General features: G+C 70.1%; 13 protein-coding genes. 8 read left to right on the top strand and 5 right to left on the bottom strand.

Annotated features, from left to right (window positions below; all coding sequences use genetic code 11):
* Positions 1 to 230 precede the first annotated feature (230 nt).
* From FH608_RS43175 to FH608_RS43155, 5 genes are all read left to right on the top strand, one after another.
* A complete protein-coding gene (locus tag FH608_RS43175; protein WP_226900424.1) occupies positions 231 to 3,944 on the top strand; it encodes a nitrate reductase subunit alpha in 3,714 nt (1,237 codons plus the stop codon).
* The gene (gene narH, locus FH608_RS43170) at positions 3,944 to 5,728 is read left to right on the top strand and encodes a nitrate reductase subunit beta (protein WP_139636801.1); all 1,785 of its coding nucleotides are present in this window, start codon (positions 3,944 to 3,946) and stop codon (positions 5,726 to 5,728) included. The genes FH608_RS43175 and narH overlap by 1 nt, the downstream gene beginning before the upstream one ends.
* Positions 5,725 to 6,537 (top strand): nitrate reductase molybdenum cofactor assembly chaperone, encoded by an 813-nt coding sequence (gene narJ / locus FH608_RS43165; protein WP_226900423.1) that lies wholly within the window; start codon positions 5,725 to 5,727, stop codon positions 6,535 to 6,537. Before narH ends, narJ begins: the two co-directional genes overlap by 4 nt.
* A gap of 20 nt (positions 6,538 to 6,557) precedes the next feature.
* Positions 6,558 to 7,292, top strand: coding sequence for a respiratory nitrate reductase subunit gamma (narI, locus tag FH608_RS43160; protein ID WP_226900422.1), 735 nt, complete (start codon positions 6,558 to 6,560; stop codon positions 7,290 to 7,292).
* 446 nt (positions 7,293 to 7,738) lie between these two features.
* Entirely contained in the window at positions 7,739 to 8,044 is a 306-nt protein-coding gene (locus FH608_RS43155; protein ID WP_139636799.1) for a hypothetical protein, read from the top strand.
* 108 nt (positions 8,045 to 8,152) lie between these two features.
* Here FH608_RS43155 and FH608_RS43150 read toward each other — a convergent pair whose 3' ends face one another.
* Positions 8,153 to 8,575, bottom strand: coding sequence for a M15 family metallopeptidase (locus FH608_RS43150; protein ID WP_226900421.1), 423 nt, complete (start codon positions 8,573 to 8,575; stop codon positions 8,153 to 8,155).
* A gap of 285 nt (positions 8,576 to 8,860) precedes the next feature.
* Here FH608_RS43150 and FH608_RS43145 point away from each other — a divergent pair, with 285 nt between their 5' ends.
* The 3 genes from FH608_RS43145 (at position 8,861) to dnaE (ending at position 14,389) form a co-directional block, all read left to right on the top strand.
* Entirely contained in the window at positions 8,861 to 9,556 is a 696-nt protein-coding gene (locus FH608_RS43145; protein ID WP_139636795.1) for a response regulator transcription factor, read from the top strand.
* The gene (locus tag FH608_RS43140; RefSeq protein ID WP_139636793.1) at positions 9,549 to 10,667 is read left to right on the top strand and encodes a sensor histidine kinase; all 1,119 of its coding nucleotides are present in this window, start codon (positions 9,549 to 9,551) and stop codon (positions 10,665 to 10,667) included. Before FH608_RS43145 ends, FH608_RS43140 begins: the two co-directional genes overlap by 8 nt.
* A 167-nt stretch (positions 10,668 to 10,834) precedes the next feature.
* On the top strand, positions 10,835 to 14,389 hold the full coding sequence (gene dnaE / locus FH608_RS43135; RefSeq protein WP_139636791.1) for a DNA polymerase III subunit alpha: 3,555 nt from the start codon (positions 10,835 to 10,837) through the stop codon (positions 14,387 to 14,389).
* 228 nt (positions 14,390 to 14,617) lie between these two features.
* Here the strand turns inward: dnaE and FH608_RS43130 are convergent, their stop codons facing one another.
* From FH608_RS43130 to FH608_RS43115, 4 genes are all read right to left on the bottom strand, one after another.
* Complete coding sequence (locus tag FH608_RS43130) at positions 14,618 to 15,199, bottom strand: TetR/AcrR family transcriptional regulator (protein WP_139636790.1); 582 nt, start codon at positions 15,197 to 15,199, stop codon at positions 14,618 to 14,620.
* Positions 15,200 to 15,400: 201 nt separating this feature from the next.
* Positions 15,401 to 16,597, bottom strand: a complete 1,197-nt coding sequence (locus FH608_RS43125) for a cellulose binding domain-containing protein (protein ID WP_139636788.1) — start codon at positions 16,595 to 16,597, stop codon at positions 15,401 to 15,403.
* Positions 16,598 to 16,652: 55 nt separating this feature from the next.
* Entirely contained in the window at positions 16,653 to 18,077 is a 1,425-nt protein-coding gene (locus tag FH608_RS43120) for a cellulose binding domain-containing protein (RefSeq protein ID WP_193318946.1), read from the bottom strand.
* A gap of 98 nt (positions 18,078 to 18,175) precedes the next feature.
* Positions 18,176 to 18,470 (bottom strand): rhamnogalacturonan lyase family protein (locus FH608_RS43115; RefSeq protein WP_455430077.1); only part of this gene is annotated, 295 nt, incomplete at its 5' end.

Here is an 18,470-nt window from a genome sequence, read left to right as displayed (position 1 = left end):
AAACGTACCCTCAGGGCAGGGCTGGGCGCTGAGCGCGACCTCGGTCCACCCGGGGATGTGAGCGCGCCGGTGAGATCACGCCACCCCAATCGCGCATATCACACAGAGTCACCGTACTTTACGCATTGTTGATATCGTGCACTGTGTACCGCCTGAGGGTCTCCGGTAGGTAACCCCGTATGGCCGACGCCCACGACGCTCAGGCGCGCCCGAACGAGGGAGACGCAGCGATGCTCCTTCGGGTGGGGAAGTTCTTCAGCAAGGGCACCTACTCCCGTGACCTGCGGGACGTGTCCTACCGGGGCGGACGGGTCGCGGACGACTTCTACCGGGACCGGTGGGCGCACGACAAGATCGTGCGATCGACCCACGGCGTCAACTGCACGGGCTCGTGCAGCTGGCGGGTCTACGTCAAGGACGGGATCATCACCTGGGAGACGCAGGAGCTGGACTACCCGAGCGCCGGTCCCGACCGCCCGGAGTACGAGCCGCGGGGCTGCCCGCGCGGAGCGGCCTTCTCCTGGTACACCTACCAGCCGACGCGGGTGCGGTATCCGTACGTGCGGGGCGTGCTGGCGGAGATGTACCGCGAGGCCCGCGAACGGCTGGGCGATCCGGTGCTGGCCTGGGCCGACATCGTGGAGGATCCGGAGCGGCGGCGCACCTACCAGCGGGCCCGGGGCAAGGGCGGGCTGGTGCGCGCCACGTGGGAAGAGGCGCTCGAGATGATCGCCGCCGCGCACGTTCACACGATCAAGGAGCACGGCCCCGACCGCATCGCGGGCTTCACCCCCATCCCGGGCCAGTCGATGCTCTCCCACGCGATCGGCACCCGGTTCCTGGCCCTGATCGGCGGTCAGGCGCTGTCGTTCTACGACTGGTACGCCGACCTGCCGGTGGCCTCGCCCCAGGTGTTCGGCGACCAGACGGACGTGCCGGTGTCCGCCGACTGGTGGGACGCCGCCTATCTGATCATGTGGGGTTCGAACGTCCCCGTGACCCGCACCCCGGACGCCCACTGGATGGCCGAGGCGCGCTACAACGGGCAGAAGGTCGTCGTCGTCTCGCCGGACTTCGCCGACAACAGCAAGTTCGCCGACGACTGGATCCACCCTCATCCCGGGACCGACGGGGCGCTGGCGCACGCGATGGGCCACGTGATCATGAAGGAGTTCTTCGTCGACCGGCAGGTGCCGTACTTCTCCGACTATGTACGGCGCTTCACCGACCTGCCGTTCCTGGTCCGGCTGGAGGAGCGGGACGGCGCGTACGTCCCGGGGCGGTTCCTGCGTGCGACCGATCTCGGCGGGCCGCGGGCGGAGGCCGAGGACGCCGAATGGCGCACGGTGGTCATGGACGAGACCACCGGCCGCCCGGAGGTGCCCTCGGGAACGGTCGCCGACCGCTGGTCGGGCGAGCCCGGCCGGTGGAACCTGCGCCTCGGCGACGTGGTGCCCCGGCTCAGCCTCCGGGGCCTCGGCGACGCCGGCGGCGTGGAGGTGCTGCTGCCCCGGTTCGACACCGCCGACGGGAGCGGGGAGGTGCTGCGGCGTGGCGTCCCCGCCTGCCGGCTGACGGACGGCGGACCGCTGGTCACGACCGTCTTCGACCTGCTCCTGGCCCGCTACGGGGTGGGCCGCGAGGGGCTGCCCGGCGACTGGCCGTCCGGCTACGGCGACGCGGACGCTCCCGGCACGCCCGCCTGGCAGGAGACGATCACCTCCGTGCCGGCCGCCGCCGCGATCCGGATCGCCCGGGAGTTCGCCCGCACCGCGGAGCGCACGCGCGGGCGCAGCATGATCATCATGGGGGCCGGGGTCAACCACTGGTTCCACGCCGACACCGCCTACCGCAACCTGATGACGCTCCTGCTGCTCTGCGGCACCGTGGGGAGGAACGGCGGGGGCTGGGCGCACTACGTCGGGCAGGAGAAGTGCCGGCCGCTCAACGGCTGGACGACGCTCGCCGTCGCCTCGGACTGGACCAGGCCGAGCCGGCAGATGATCGGTACGGGCTTCTTCTTCCTGAACACGGACCAGTGGCGCTACGACCACTTCCGTACCGACGTCCTGGCCTCCCCGCTCGGCCGGGGGCGGTTCGCCGGGACGTCCGCCGCGGACGCGCTGGCGCAGGCGTGCCGGCTCGGCTGGATGCCGTCCTATCCCACCTTCGACCGCAACCCGCTGGATCTGGCGGACGAGGCGCGGGCGTCCGGACGCGACCCGGGGCAGTACGTCGCGGAGGAACTCGCCGCGGGCCGCCTCGGCTTCTCCGCGGACGATCCCGACCATCCGGTCAACTGGCCGCGCATCCTCATCGCCTGGCGGGCCAACCTGCTGGGCTCGTCGGGGAAGGGCGCCGAGTACTTCCAGCGCCATCTGCTCGGCACGCACCACAACCTGCGCGCGGAGGAGGCGCCGGAGGGCCTGCGGCCCCGGGACGTCCAGTGGCGCGAGCCCGCCCCCGAGGGGAAGCTCGACCTGCTGCTCTCCCTGGATTTCCGGATGACGTCCACGACGATGCTGTCCGACATCGTGCTGCCGGCGGCGACCTGGTACGAGAAGCACGACCTGAGCTCCACGGACATGCACCCGTTCGTGCACTCCTTCAACCCCGCCGTGGAGCCCCCCTGGCAGGCCCGTACCGACTTCGAGACGTTCAACGACATCGCCGGGGCGTTCTCCCGGCTGGCGACCGTGCACCTGGGCACCCGGTACGACCTGGTGGCCACCCCGTTCAACCACGACACGCCGGGCGAGCTGGGCGATCCCGGCGGCGCCGGGCGCGACTGGCGGGCCGACGGGACCGTGCCGGTGCCCGGCCGGACGATGCCCGCCGTGACCGTCGTCGAGCGCGACTACGCGGCGGTCGCGGACCACATGCGCACGCTGGGGCCGCTCGCCGAGAGCAAGGGGTTGTCGTGCAAGGGCGTCACCTTCGACGTCCGCTCGGTCCTGCGCGAGCTGGCCGCCGAGAACGGCGTCGCCCGCGCCGGCCCCGCCGCCGGCCGGCCGCTGATCGACACCGGGGTGAAGGCGTGCGAGGCGATCCTGGCGCTGTCAGGATCCACCAACGGCCACCTCGCCGACCAGGGATTCCGGACCCTGGCCCGGCAGGTCGGCGGGGACGGCCCGGCCGGGCGGGCCGGCGGTGACGGTCTGACAGGACGGTCCGACGGTGACGGCCTGGCGGGGCTCGCCGCACCGGACGCCGGGCACCGCATCCGCTACGCCGACACGCAGGCGCACCCGCAACGGAGCCTCACCAGCCCGGAATGGGCCGGGATCGAGTCCGAGGAGCGCCACTACAGCGCGTTCACCATCAACGTCGAGCACGACAAGCCCTGGCACACCCTCACCGGGCGCATGCACTTCTACCTCGACCACGACTGGATGTCCGAGTTCGGGGAGAACCTGCCCGTCTACCGGCCGCCGCTCAACATGCACCGCCTGTTCGGCGAGCCGTCGGTGGGCGCGGACGGGGCACGGGAGGTCACCGTCCGGTATCTCACCCCGCACAACAAGTGGTCCATCCACTCGGAGTATCAGGACAACCTGATCATGCTGTCGCTGTCCAGGGGTGGCCAGACGATCTGGATCAGCCCGCAGGACGCCGCCGCGATCGGCGTGGCCGACAACGACTGGGTCGAGGCGGTCAACCGCAACGGCGTCGTGGTCGCGCGCGCCATCGTCTCGCACCGCATGCCGGCCGGCACGGTGTACATGTACCACGCGCAGGACCGCGTCATCGCGGTGCCCAAGAGCGAGACCACCGGCCGTCGCGGCGGCACCCACAACTCGCTGACGAGAGTGCTGCTCAAGCCCACCCACCTCATCGGCGGATACGGGCAGCAGACGTTCTTCCCCAACTACGTCGGCCCGGTCGGCTCGCAGCGTGACGAGATCACCGTGATCCGGCGCCGGGCGCAGGAGGTCGAGTACTGATGCGCGTCATGGCCCAGATCGCCATGGTGATGAACCTGGACAAGTGCATCGGCTGCCACACCTGCTCGGTCACCTGCAAGCAGCTGTGGACCAGCCGGCCCGGCGTCGAGTACGTGTGGTTCAACAACGTGGAGACCCGCCCCGGCCAGGGGTACCCTCGCCGCTACGAGGACCAGGAACGGTGGCGCGGCGGCTGGAAGCTCACCAGAAGGGGACGGCTCGTACCCAAGGCCGGAGGGCGGGCGCGCCGCCTGGCGAGCATCTTCGCCAACCCGCTCCTGCCCAACATCCGCGACTACTACGAGCCCTGGACCTACGACTACGAATCGGTCGCCCAGGCCCCGCCCGGCGACGACTTCCCCGTCGCGCCGCCGCGGTCGCTGATCAGCGGCGAGCGGATGGACAACATCACCTGGTCGGGCAACTGGGACGACAACCTCGGCGGCATGCCCCAGCACGAGAGCGACGACCCGATCCTGGCGCGGATCCAGGAGAAGATCCGGCTGGAGTTCGAGCAGGCGTTCATGTTCTACCTGCCGCGGATCTGCGAGCACTGCCTGAACCCCTCCTGCGTCGCCTCCTGCCCCTCCGGCGCGCTGTACAAGCGGGTGGAGGACGGCATCGTGCTGGTCGACCAGGATCGCTGCCGTGGCTGGCGGATGTGCGTGACCGGCTGCCCGTACAAGAAGGTGTACTTCAACCACCGCACCGGCAAGGCCGAGAAGTGCACGTTCTGCTTTCCGCGGATCGAGATCGGGCTGCCCACCGTCTGCTCGGAGACATGCGTCGGGCGGCTGCGCAACATCGGGGTGCTGCTGTACGACGCCGACAGGGTCCCGAAGGCGGCGGCGACGCCCCGGGAGCAGGACCTGTACCCGGCACAGCTCGGCGTCTTCCTCGACCCGCACGACCCACGGGTCGCGGCCGAGGCGGAGCGGGCCGGGATCCCGCACGACTGGCTGATCGCCGCCCGCCGCTCCCCCGTCTATGACCTGATCGTCACCTACGGCGTGGCGCTTCCCCTGCACCCGGAGTTCCGCACGCTCCCGATGGTCTGGTACGTCCCGCCGCTGTCGCCGGTGGTCGAGGCGATCACCGCGTCCGGCCACGACGGAGAGGACCACGACAACCTGTTCGCAGCCATCGACGTGCTGCGGATCCCGGTGTCCTACCTCGCCGAGCTGTTCACCGCCGGTGACGAGGAACCGGTCCGGCGCTCGCTGCGCCGGCTGGCGGCGATGCGCACCCATCGCAGGCGGCTCAACCTCGGCGACCCGGTCGATCCCTCGATCGCCGAGTCGGTCGGCTTCACCGTCGATCAACTGGAGGACATGTACCGGCTGCTGGCCCTGGCCAAGCCGGAGGACCGCTACGTCATCCCGACCGCCGTGGCCGGGGACGTCAGGGCGCTGGAGGAGGCGCCGCTGGGCTGCAGCCTGGACTACGAGGGCGGGCCCGGGATGGGCGGCGGGGCCGGGTCGGGACCGTTCGGCGAGGCGTCGGGACGCCCGGCGCCCATCGCCGTCGAGACCTTCCACGGGCTGCGGGAGCGCAGCACGGCGGACAGCGCGAGCCGGGCATCCCTGCGGCACGGGCAGGTCAACCTGCTCAACTGGGACGCCCGCAGCGATCCCGAGGGCCTCTTCCCGCCCCGGGAGGGCACGAAGGCGGAGGCGGAGGGCGCCCGCGAGGAGCAGCGGCGCGGTGTGGACGGGAGCGATCGGCTCGCGGCCGGGCCCGGCGAGATCCAGCTCAGGCCGCCGGACGAGCGGCGACCGCAGTGAGGTGGGGCAGAAGGCGCGGCGGGCCGGGGCTCTCCCCGGACGGCCGTCGCGTGGTGCACCGGGCCGCCGGCCTGTGCCTCGACTATCCCGACCAGGCACTGTACGAGCGGCTGCCCCTGATCCGCGCCGCGGTGCGGGAGACCGGCGCCCCGGTGCGGAAGGACGCCGCCGCGGTGCGGAAGGACGCCGCCGCGGTGCGGAAGGACGCCGCCGCGGTGCGGAAGGACGGCGATGCGGCGCGGAAGGACGGCGGGCGTCCCGCGCTGCGTGCGCTGCGTGCCGTCGCCGAGTTCGCGGCGGAGCTGGAGAGCCGGCCCCTGCTGCGGGCGCAGGAGCACTACGTGTCGGTCTTCGACACGCGCAACCGCCGGACGCTGTACCTGACCTGGTGGACCGACGGGGACACCCGCCGGCGAGGCTCGTCACTCGCGACGCTGAAGCAGCGCTACCGGGCGCGCGGGCTGACCCCTCCGGAGGGGGCGGAGCTGCCGGACTACCTGCCGGTCGTGCTGGAGTACGCGGCGCTGGAGCCCGACGACGGCACCGCGCTGCTCATCGAGCACCGGGGCGCCCTGGAGCTGATCAGGTTCGCCCTCGCCGACGCCGGCACGCCCTACGCGCTCCTGCTGGAAGCGGTCTGCGCCACCCTGCCAGGCCCCTCGCCCGCCAGCCGCGAGCAGGCCAGGGCCATGATCCGGCGCCCGCCCGCCGCCGGACCCGAGCTGGTCGGGCTGGAGGCGCCGGGCCTTCTCCCCGGCCACCCTCTCCTACCGTCCGACCCTGCCCCGCAGCGGGGGCGGGGCGCCTGACCCGTGATCGTGAGGTTTCCGTGCCATCGCTCATCGACGTCTTCCTCTGGGGCGCCCTGCCGTACATGTGCGTCGCCCTGCTCGTCACCGGCCTCGTCTGGAGATACCGCTACGACCGGTTCGGCTGGACCACGCGGTCGTCGGAGCTGTACGAGAAGCGCGTGCTGAGGCTCGCCAGCCCGATGTTCCACTTCGGCCTGCTCGCCGTCCTGGCGGGTCACATCCTCGGGCTGTTCGTCCCGATGTCCTGGACCCAGGCGGTCGGCCTGAGCGAGGCCGCCTACAGCTGGATGGCGATGACGTTCGGCCTGGTCGCCGGGGTGCTGACGCTGGGAGGCATCGCCCTGCTGGTCTGGCGCCGCCGTACCACCGGACCGGTGTTCCTGGCCACCACCGTCAACGACAAGATCATGTACCTGTTCCTGCTGGCGCCGCTGTGTCTCGGGTTCGTCACGACGTTCATGAACGCCTCGACCCTGCACTACAACTACCGGACGAGCGTCTCCCCGTGGGCGCGCAGCCTGTTCGTCTTCCAGCCGGACATCGAGCTCATGGCCCGCACGCCGCTGGAGTACCGGGTTCACGCCGTGGCGGGGCTGCTGCTGTTCGCGGTCGTGCCGTTCACCCGCCTGGTGCACGCGTACGCGGCGCCGGTGCACTACCTCTTCCGGCCGTACATCGTCTACCGGGCGCGCGACCCCCGGTTCGTCGGCACCGCCGGGCCGCACCGAGGCTGGCAACGGGGCGACATCTAGGCCGGGTCCGAACCGGACGCGGGCTCTGGTCGTGCTCAAGAAGTGCTCGATCGCTTTCCCGCGTCAGGCGGGCGGTACGTGGTGCCGGGCAGCCCTCTGGAGGGGGACGGATTCGGCGTCGATTGGTCACGAGCTTCAGCCTCTACAGCTACCGCTGTCGCGAGGGCGGCGATCCTGATCGCCTTGAGGCTGACGTCACAGACCTTGGGCTGCACATCGACGGAGACGAACCGGGATTCGTCGACAACACCGGGCTTTGTGGCCTCTGTCCGCATTCTCGGCCACGCCGCTCCAACGTTACCGGCGACACGCCCAAAGCCGCAGGTCACATGCTGTATCGCTGCGCCATCGCGGCACCCGTGCCCGTTTGAGATCTTCGCTTCTGTGTCCGCTTCGCCACCCGACCAGGCGCCAAGCCGGTCCCGGAGCGGGACAGAAGGGTCGTCATGCGCCCAACCGTCACCGCAGTCCTCTCCGCTCTCGCCGTCACGTGCTGTGCCGTCGCCGCCACGCCACCGGCCTGGGCCGCCGCGCCGGCGGGCAACGCCCCTTCGTGCGTGACCGTCTGGGAGAAGACGGGACGCATCACCAAGACCGGGTACGTCCGCAACGACTGCGGCTCCAAGCTACGCCTGAAGATCAAGTGGGCACGCGGGACCGACAGCGCGTGCCAGACGGTAGAGCCGGGCGAGACCATCTGGTCCCAGGTGCCGCGAGGCATCCGCTCCTTCGACGGCGCCGACGGCTGCTGACCGATCCTTCCCGAGGCCGGCGGCGTCGGGGAGTGTGCCGCGGACGGGTTCGAGGAGGGGCCCGTTCGCGGGGCCTCTCGCGTCCGGGCCGGGACGGGCCCAGGCCGGTCACTTCCGCGCCCTCGGGTCCTGCGTGGGGTCGGCGTACATGGGCGGGCATCCGTCGTCGACGGCCTGGGGGCGCAGTTCGTAGTGCCAGGATTCGTTGCCGTAGATCTGGCAGAGCCCGTACTTGGCGCCGTGCCTGGACAGCCACGCCGTGGCGTCGGTGGGCCCGATGTCGACCGCGTCACCCAGGACGTGGCGAGACGTCTCCGGGGTGGACACCCATCGGGCGGCCTCCTCCTTCGAGCCGTACTGCGAGACCGCCTCCCGGAGTAGTTGTTCCTGGTACTCCGCGGAACGCCAGCCGCTGTTGACGAAGAACTCGACCCCGTCGTCCGCGGCGTCGGCCGCGGCCTCGCGCAGGGCGCCGAGCAGATCGGGGTCGAGGTTGGCCACGGACGGAATGTCGTCGTCGAAGACCGTCACGCCGTCGGGGACGGCCCCGTCCGCCTCGCCGAGACCACCATGGTGGCCGCCGCGAAGAACGTCGACGAGCGACGCGAATGACGCCGGCGGCTGGTGAACGAGGGCAGCGACAATCGCTCCGCAGACGACCACAAGAATGGTGAGAATGGCCGGTCGGGTACGGCGGGCTGATGTTCGTGCTGGTTCCCTGGAGGTCATGCCCGCAGTCAAGGCAGGGCGGCGTTGTCAGCACGTATGAGGTTTTCGATATGCCGGCGATACGCACCGGCTCATAGCATCGAGAGCATGCGTGTGCTGATCGTCGAGGACGAGCCCTACCTGGCAGAAGGAATCCGCGACGGCCTGCGCCTGGAAGCGATCGCCGCCGACATCGCCGGTGACGGTGACACCGCTCTGGAAATGCTGAGCGTCAATTCCTACGACATCGCCGTCCTCGACCGCGATATTCCGGGGCCTTCCGGCGACGAGATCGCCGAACACATCGTCGCCTCCGGCAGCGGCATGCCCATTCTCATGCTCACCGCCGCCGACCGGCTCGACGACAAGGCCTCCGGGTTCGAACTCGGCGCCGACGACTATCTCACGAAGCCCTTCGCGCTTCGCGAACTCGTGCTCCGCCTCAGAGCGCTCGACCGCAGGCGCGCCCACAACAGACCGCCCGTACGGGAGATCGCGGGCCTGCGCCTGGATCCGTTCCGCCGCGAGGTCCACCGCGACGGGCGCTACGTCGCGCTCACCCGGAAGCAGTTCGCCGTGCTCGAAGTCCTCGCCGCCGCCGAGGGCGGTGTCGTGAGCGCCGAGGAGCTCCTGGAGCGGGCGTGGGACGAGAACGCCGATCCCTTCACCAACGCCGTCCGCATCACCGTCTCGGCCCTGCGCAAACGCCTCGGCGAACCCTGGGTCATCGCCACCGTGGCCGGCGTCGGCTACCGCATCGACACAGCACCCGGCACCGGGGCTGAGGGAGGAGGGCATGGCTAGGGCACCCGGAATGAGCGTCCGCCTCAAACTGACCCTCAGCTATGCCGGGTTCGTCATGCTCGCGGGCGCCCTGCTGCTCGCGGCCGTGTGGCGGTTCCTTCTGCGCTATGTGCCGGACGGCGTGATCATCACCCGCCGTTTCGTTCCGAACCGGTCCGACCTCATGAACGCCTTCGTCCCGGCGGCGACCGTGGTGCTGGTGTTCCTGCTGGTGTTCGGTCTCGTGGGCGGGTGGATCCTCGCCGGCCGCATGCTCACCCCGCTGGCGCGCATCACGTACGCCACCCGCAAGGCCGCGAACGGATCGCTCTCCCACCGGATCCGGCTGCCGGGCCGCAAGGACGAGTTCCGCGAACTCGCCGACGCCTTCGACACCATGCTGGCCCGCCTCGAAGCACACGTCGCCGAACAGCAGAGATTCGCGGCCAACGCCTCCCACGAACTGCGCACCCCACTGGCGATCGCCCAGACACTGCTCGACGTGGCCCGCAACGATCCCATCAGCGACACCGGCGAGCTCGTCGACCGCCTCCACGCCGTCAACACCCGCGCGATCGGCCTCACCGAGGCGCTGCTCCTGCTCAGCCGCGCCGACCAGCGGGGCTTCACCCGATACCACGTCGACCTCTCCCTCATCGCCGAGGAAGCCACCGAGACGCTCCTCCCCCTCGCGGAGAAACGCGGCGTCACCATCGAGACCTCCGGCGACATGACCCCCACCGTCGGCTCGCACGAGCTCCTGCTGCAGATGGCGACGAACCTCGTGCACAACGCGATCGTCCACAACCTGGCCGAACAGGGCACCGTGTGGGTCACGACCGCCATCCAACCCGACGCCGTGCTGCTCGTCGTCGAGAACACCGGCGGGCGGCTCGCCCCGCAACTGGTCTCCACGCTGGTCGAGCCGTTCCAGCGCGGCACCAAGCGCATACGTACCGACCAGGCGGGTGTCGGCCTCGGCCTGGCGATCGTCAAGAGCATCGCCCAGGCACACGGCGGAACCCTCACCCTCACCTCCCGCCCGGCCGGCGGGCTCCGCGTCGCGGTGCGGCTGCCCGCGTACCAGTCCTCCAGCACGCGGAGCGTTTCATGGCCGCCGCCCTCCCCCTGAGGGGAGCGGGTTCCGACGCTGTCCGCAGGGCCGGCGCGAGCCCTGTACGCAGAGTGGACAACAGCCTGGCAACAACCTGTATGACCCCTTCGCGCCGTGCTCCCTAGGTCGCCGGAGAAGGAATAGGCTCAGGCGAGGATCTGGGGTCGCTGGGAGTTGGGGGACGGGTGAGCAAGTCGTTCGTGCACCTGCATGTTCACACCGAGTACAGCATGCTTGACGGGGCAGCGAAGATCAAACCGCTGTTCAAGGAGGCCGAACGGCTGGGGATGCCGTCCATCGCGATGTCCGATCACGGCAACATGTTCGGCGCGTACGAGTTCCACAAGATCGCCAAGGACAGTGCGGTCCGGCCCATTCTCGGCATCGAGGCCTACGTGGCGCCGGGCGCGAGGCAGTTCAAGAAGCCCGTCTTCTGGGGCCAGCGGGCGGAGACCGGCGTGGCCGACAACGAGGGCGGCAAGGACGTCTCCGGCGGCGGCCGGTTCACCCACATGACCATGTGGGCCAAGGACGCCACCGGGCTGCGCAACCTGTTCCGGCTGTCGTCCCTGGCCTCCTTCGAGGGCTACTACGGCAAGCCCCGCATGGACCAGGAGCTGGTCTCCCAGTATGCGAACGGGATCATCGCCACGACCGGCTGCCCGTCCGGCGCCGTGCAGACCAGGCTCCGTCTCGGCCAGTACGACGAGGCGGTCCGGGTGGCGGGCGAATACCAGGAGATCTTCGGCAAGGAGAACTACTTCCTGGAGCTGATGGACCACGGCATCGACATCGAGCGGGAGGTCCGCGCCGACCTGCTCAAGCTGGCCAAGCAGCTCAACATCCCGCTGCTGGCCACCAACGACTCCCACTACGTGACCGAGGACCAGGCCGACGCCCACGACAGCCTCCTGTGCGTGGGCGTGGGCAAGAACAAGGACGACCCCAACCGGTTCCGGTTCAACGGCTCGGGCTACTACCTCAAGAGCGCCGAGGAGATGTACGCCCTGTTCCCCGAGCTGCCGGAGGCGTGCGACAACACGCTGCTCGTGGCGGAGATGGTGGGCGACTACAGCGACGTCTTCGCGTACGTGGACCGGATGCCCGACTATCCCGACCTGCCCGAAGGCGAGACGCAGGAGTCGTGGCTGCGCAAGGAGGTGGAGCGCGGCCTGGAGATGCGCTACGGCGCGCCCGTCCCCGAGGAGGTGCTGGAGCGGTACGAGACCGAGATGAAGGTCATCGGCCCCATGGGGTTCTCGTCGTACTTCCTGGTGGTCGCCGACATCTGCAAGTACGCCCGCGACAACGGCATCCCGGTCGGGCCCGGCCGAGGGTCGGCGACCGGCTCGATCGTCGCGTACGCCACCCGCATCACCGAGCTCGACCCGCTGGAGCACGGCCTGCTGTTCGAGCGGTTCCTCAACCCCGAGCGCATCAACCCGCCGGACATCGACCTCGACTTCGACGACCGCCAGCGCGACCGCATGGTGTCCTACGTCACCGAGAAGTACGGCAGCGCGATGACCGCCCAGGTGAACACCTTCGGCACCATCAAGGCCAAGGCCGCGGTCAAGGACGCCTCCCGCATCCTCGGCTACCCGTTCGCCATGGGCGACAAGATCACCAAGGCGATGCCGCCGGACGTCATGGGCAAGGGCGTGCCGCTGGCGGACCTGTTCAACGAGGAGCACGCCCGCTACAACGAGGGCACCGAGATCCGGACCCTCTACGAGAACGACACCGACGTACGCAAGGTCATCGACACCGGTCGCGGCATCGAGGGCCTGATCCGCGGCACCGGCGTGCACGCGGCCGCCGTCATCCTGTCCAGCGAGCCGCTGCTGGACCTGATCCCGATGCACATGCGGGACAAGGACGGCGTGATCATCACAGGCTTCGACTATCCCTCATGTGAGGAAATGGGCCTGATCAAGATGGACTTCCTGGGTCTGCGGAACCTGGGCATCATCGATCACGCCATCAAGATCATCAAGCAGAACCGGGGCATCGAGCTCGACACCCTCACGATCCCCCTCGACGACGCGCGCACGTACCAGCTGATGGCCCGCGGTGACACGCTCGGCGTGTTCCAGCTCGACGGCGGCCCCATGCGGCAGCTCCTGCGGCTGATGGAGCCGACCCGGTTCGAGGACATCGCGGCCGTGCTCGCTCTGTACCGGCCCGGCCCGATGGCGGCCAACGCCCACACCAACTACGCGCACCGCAAGAACGCCCGCCAGGACATCGAGCCCATCCACCCCGAGCTCAAGGACGCCCTCGAACCGATCCTCGGCTCCACCTTCCACCTGCTGGTCTACCAAGAGCAGATCATGGCCATCGCCCGCGAGCTGGCCGGCTACACCCTCGGCGGCGCCGACCTGCTGCGCCGCGCGATGGGCAAGAAGAAGAAGGAGATCCTGGAGAAGGAGTTCGAGAACTTCCAGAGCGGGATGCGCGGCAACGGCTACAGCGACGAGGCGATCCAGGCGCTGTGGGACGTCATGCTCCCGTTCTCCGGCTACGCCTTCAACAAGTCGCACACCGCCGGCTACGGCCTGGTCGCCTACTGGACCGCCTACCTGAAGGCCAACTACCCCGCCGAGTACATGGCCGCCCTGCTCACCTCCGTGGGCGACGACAAGGACAAGGCGGCCATCTACCTGGCCGAATGCCGCAAGATGGGCATCCAGGTCCTGCCGCCGGACGTCAACGACTCCCAGCTCGACTTCGCCGCGGTCGGCGAGGACAAGGTGCGGTTCGGCATGGGCGCGGTCCGCAACGTCGGCGCCAACGTCGTCGAAGGCATCATCAAGGCCCGCACCCAGAAGGGCGCCTACCGCGACTTCAACGACTTCCTCGACAAGGTGCCGCTCACCGCCTGCAACAAGCGGGTCATCGAATCGCTGATCAAGGCCGGCGGGTTCGACTCGCTCGACCACCAGCGCAAGGCCCTGCTGATGATCCACGAGCAGGCCGTCGACTCGGTCATCGACATCAAGAAGAACGAGGCGCACGGCCAGGACTCCCTGTTCGGCGGCATGGACGACGAGGACGGCAGCGAAGCGTTCACCGTCGCCATCCCCGACATGGAATGGGACAAGAAGACGAAACTGGACTTCGAGCGGGAGATGCTCGGCCTGTACGTGTCCGATCACCCGCTCGCCGGCACCGAGCGGCTGCTGTCCCGCAACCGCGACACCACCATCGCCGAACTGCTCGACAGCGGCCGGGACGACCGCGGTGACATCCGCGTCTGCGGCATGATCACGAATGTGGACAAGCGGGTCAACAAGGCCGGCAACGTGTGGGCGATCGTGACCGTCGAGGACATGGACGCCTCCGTCGAATGCCTCTTCTTCCCCCGCTCCTACGAGCTGTACGGGCCCGAGCTCCGCCCCGACATCGTGGTGTCGGTGTCCGGGCAGATCAACAACCGCGACGGCGCCATCTCGGTGTTCGCGAACGAGCTCACGCTGATCGACGTGTCCGGCGTCAACAGCGACGGCGGAGCGCCGGTCACCCTCCAGCTGCGCGAGGAACGCATCAACCCGAGCGTGGTGGAGGAGCTGCGCAACGTCCTCAAGCTGCACGAGGGCCAGGTGCCGCTGCTGATCAACCTGCGCCGGGTCGCCGGGAAGACCGTGGTGATGTCGCTGCCGGAGTTCCGGGTCAATCCGGAGCCGTCGTTCGCGGCCGACATCAAGCAACTGTTCGGGCCCGAAGCCGTCTCCCTGTGACGCCCCGCGGGTCGACGTCGGCGCCAGGCACGGGGCGCGGCGCCCGCGACGGCGCCGCCGCCGGAGGAACGGCACCTGGAGGAGGAGATCGAGCTGTGGAGGCGCGGCGAGCTCCGACCGCTGCTCGCATGTAGCCGTGCACCGCGCCCGTGTGGGCCGGCCACTACAGCTCCGTCGTGCCCGACGCCGGTGAGGAGGCGGCGGGCCGGTCGCGGCCCCGGACTGGCCTCAGCCTTCCTGGCGGTGGATCAGCGAGCGGGCGAGGCGGGTGGCGACGTCGCCGTCCACAGGGGCGTGACCGATCAGCAGGCGGTACCACATCAGCCCGAAGATCTGGTCGACGAGCAGGTCCGGATCGGTGTCGGGGGGTAGTTCGCCCTGTTCGAGCCCGCGGGTGAGGAGGGCGTGGAGCTCGTCCCTGCGGCCGGTGACGAACTGGCGCAGCCCTTCGGCGGCCACGGGGTCGCGCTGCGCCTCGGCCATGATGCCGCGCAGCAGCCCGCTCACCCTGTCGGCGGTGCGGAAGGTGGCGGCCAGGAAGGTCTCCAGGTCCTCGGCGAACACCCCCGTGTTCAGGCCGGGCGTCTGCTGCCTGGCCCGCTCCGCCATGGCCTCCAGCAGGACCGCGCCCTTGGAGGGCCACCAGCGGTAGATCGTGTGCTTGCTGACCCCGGCGGCGCGCGCGATCGCGTCGGTCGAGACGGCCGCGTAGTCGTGCGCGATCAGCAGGTCGGCGGCGTGATCGAGGATGGCCTGCCGGACGGCGGGATTGCGCCGGCGCCCGGTGTGCGGTCGGGGCTCAGGGCTCACGCAGCCGAGCGTAGCACTTGAGGGAACCGGGGGTTTCGGTATCCGGATTTGTCGATACTATCAGTCTCGGCAAAGACTCCCGAAACACTGCGCGCTCAACGTCGGCCTCGCCACGGCCGGGATCATCGCCCGTCCTCGACGCCACGGCCTGACCGAAGCCGTGCCGGCACCTCATGGAGTACGGACGGCCAGGCCGGGGGGTCAGCGCAGGTACGCCGTGAGGGGAAGTCGCTGGTCGCGTACCGCCGTGGTGACCAGGCCCGCGATCTGCCGAGCCCCGGCCGCTTCGAAGTGGGTGTGGTCGTTGGCGAAGAACGCGCCGACGGGGCCGGAGGTGTAGTCGCCGTCGAACGGGCAGAAGCGCAGGCTGTTGTAGAGGGTGTAGCTCAGCTTGTGGAGGTCGATGACCGGGGCGCCGGTGGCCGTGCCGACGGCGAAGGTCTCGCTCACGAACCCGCGGTTGGGCGTCGCCGTGCTCCCGCTGCACGTCAGGGCGGCCACCGGGGTCACCAGTACGGGATGCGCGCCGCGCTGCTGGGCGGCGTGGACCATGGTGGTGAGGAGCTCACGGTACCGGGCGGAGCCGACGTGGCGCGGGCAGGTGGGCGAGCCGTCGTTGATGCCGAACTGGATGAACAGGTAGTCGCCGGCCTGCATCCCGGTGGCGGAGTTCAGCATCGCCTGCCAGCGGGCGGCGTAGGCGGTGGAGCTGAGCACGCATTCACCGGCCGAGTTCTGGCTGCTGGTGACGGCGGACTCGTACAGCCAGGTCTGGACGCTGCGCCCGCCCACGGCGCTGTTGACCACGGTGGCGTCGGTGGTGAGGTACGAGGCGAGCTCCCGGCCCCAGCCGACGATGTTGCTGCCGGAGCTGTTGGCGACGGTGGAGTCCCCGGCCAGCCAGACCGTGATCTCGTCCGGGGCCGGAGTCGGCGTCGGCGTCGGGGTCGGCGTCGGGGTTGGGGTCGGGGTCGGGGAGGCCGTGCCGGGTGCTCCGGTGCAGGTGGTGCCGTTGAGCGCGAAGGAGGCGGGCACCGGGTTGGCGCCGCTCCAGGCGCCGTTGAATCCGAAGGCGACCGATCCGCCCGCCGCGATGGTGCGGTTGTAGCCGACGTTCCCGGCGGTGACGTCGGTCCCGGTCTGGGCGACGACCGCGTTCCATGCCTGGGTGACGCTCTGGCCGGTGCCGAAGGTCCAGGCCAGCGTCCAGCCGTCGACCGCGTCACCGAGGTTGGTCACGGTGACGTCCACGCCGAACCCGCCGGGCCACTGGCTGGTGATCTTGTACGTGACGGCGCATCCGGTCGTGGCGGCGCCGGCGCTCGACGCCGCCACGAGGGCCGACGCCCCACAAAGCACGGCCACCGCCGCGGCGGCCAGCCGTCGAACCATGCTCATCCGCGGTTCTCTCCTTCTCGAGCGAAGTGGCGAGGCTGTGGGCCCGTGGCCGGGGTCAGGCCAGCGCGCATCCGGCGCCGTTGAGGGTGAAGGCGGCCGGGGCGGTGTTGGCGCCGTTCCAGGTCCCGGTGAAGCCGAGCGTCGCGGAGGCGCCCGGAGCGAGGGCCGGGTTCCAGCCGGGGTTGGTGACGGTGACGGTGGCGCCGGTCTGGCTGAACGTGCCGTTCCATCCCTGGTCGATGTGCTGGCCGTCGGCGAAGGCCCAGCGCAGCGCCCAGCCGTCGAGGGTGCCGGTCCCGGTGTTGGTGACCTGAACCTCGCCCTGGAATCCGCCGGGCCACTGGTTGGTGATCGCGTAGTGCGCCGTGCAGGCGCCGTACGTGTCGCTCGGCGTCGGGGTGGGCGACGCCGAAGGAGTGGGGGTGGGACGCGACGGGAGGTGGGCGGCCACGATCGGCGCCAGCTTCGCCGCGATCGCGCGGTGTCCGGCGTCGTTGGGGTGGACGCTGTCGGACAGGCCGTCCGCGGGCACCCAGCCGTCGGTATCGACGAAGAAGACGTTGGGGTCACCGGCGCCGTTGACGGCCGCCACCGCGGCCTGGGTCTGCGGGACGTACCGCCCGCGGAAGGTCTTCAGTGCCAGGATCACGGCATCGGGATACTTGCCGCGGATGGTCCGCAGCAGCCCGGTGTAGGAGCTCTGGAACTGGGTCGTGGACACGCCGTGCCCGACGTCGTTGGTGCCCAGGTTGATCACGACCACGTCCGCCTGGTAGCGGCTGAAGTCGTGGTCGGGCGCCCCGTCGACCGCGCTCACCTTCACGAACCGGCGGTCCAGGCCGACGCAGCCGTCGGCGGTGCTCACCAGGCAGGCGCCGCCCTGGGCGACCTGCATGTGGTCCAGCCCTAACTGCTCCCCGACCAGCCACCCGTACGCGGTGAGCGCGTTCTTCGAGGTGGTGGTGCCGACGGTGATGGAGTCGCCGACGAACTCCACCATGCCGCGGGGCGGCGCGGCGGGCAGCGTGCGCGCGCCCGGGTCGAGCACGAGCCCCTGGAACACCGCGTCGCCATGGTACGAACCGGCCACCACGCGGTAGGACACCCGCAGGCTGTGCGTGGCCGCCGGCAGCGGGTTCGGGGTGAGGTTCACCGTGCCGCGCACGCCCTGCAGGTAGACGTCAGGGCCGCCGTCGATGCTGTAGTAGAGGTCGATGGTGTCGCGCTGCCTCAGCTTGACGGTGGTGCCGGTGAACCCGGTCGTGAGGTACGCGCCGGCCCAGCCCGGGACGTACGCGGTGGCGTTCCGGGTGTCCCAGCGGCCGACGAAGCGGATGTTCGGGTCGGTGGGCGAGCCGTCCCCGGTGGCGGCCAGGACGCCGGAGGGTGCCACGAACAGGGCCACGAGCAGGGCCACGAGTAGGGCCGCGAGCGCGGCGGCCACGGTGCCGGCGGCGACGGCGGGGCGCGTGAGCTTCATGGTGATTCCGTTCCTTCCGTGGCCACCCGCCGGCGCGGGCGAGCGCCGGACGGGTGGCCATGACGGACGAAGAACCCGCGGAGATCGACGCCGGGTGTTCAGCGGACGTAGATGTCGGGCTGGGGCGGGGTGCTCATGCCGTCGCCGATGAAGAAGCTGGGATGCGGCGGCTGGTTGTAGGCGGTGTTCTGCCAGGCCAGAGCCACGCGATACTGCGGATCGTGCAGCAACGTGTGGATCTTGATGCCGGTACGGACCGGCGTGGAGTAGATCCGCAACGCCCGGTTGTCGGAGGTGGGCCAGATCACCTCCTCACGCCAGTCCCCCAGAACGTCGCCCGACAGCGACGGAACCGCCTTGGTCCCGTTGTTGGAATGCACATCACTCCCGGTC

Origin of the sequence: Nonomuraea phyllanthi, assembly GCF_006334985.2 — a bacterium.
Classification (GTDB): domain Bacteria; phylum Actinomycetota; class Actinomycetes; order Streptosporangiales; family Streptosporangiaceae; genus Nonomuraea; species Nonomuraea phyllanthi.
The sequence above is the reverse complement of the archived record's forward strand: the minus strand, read 5'-3'. Positions and strand labels throughout refer to the sequence as shown.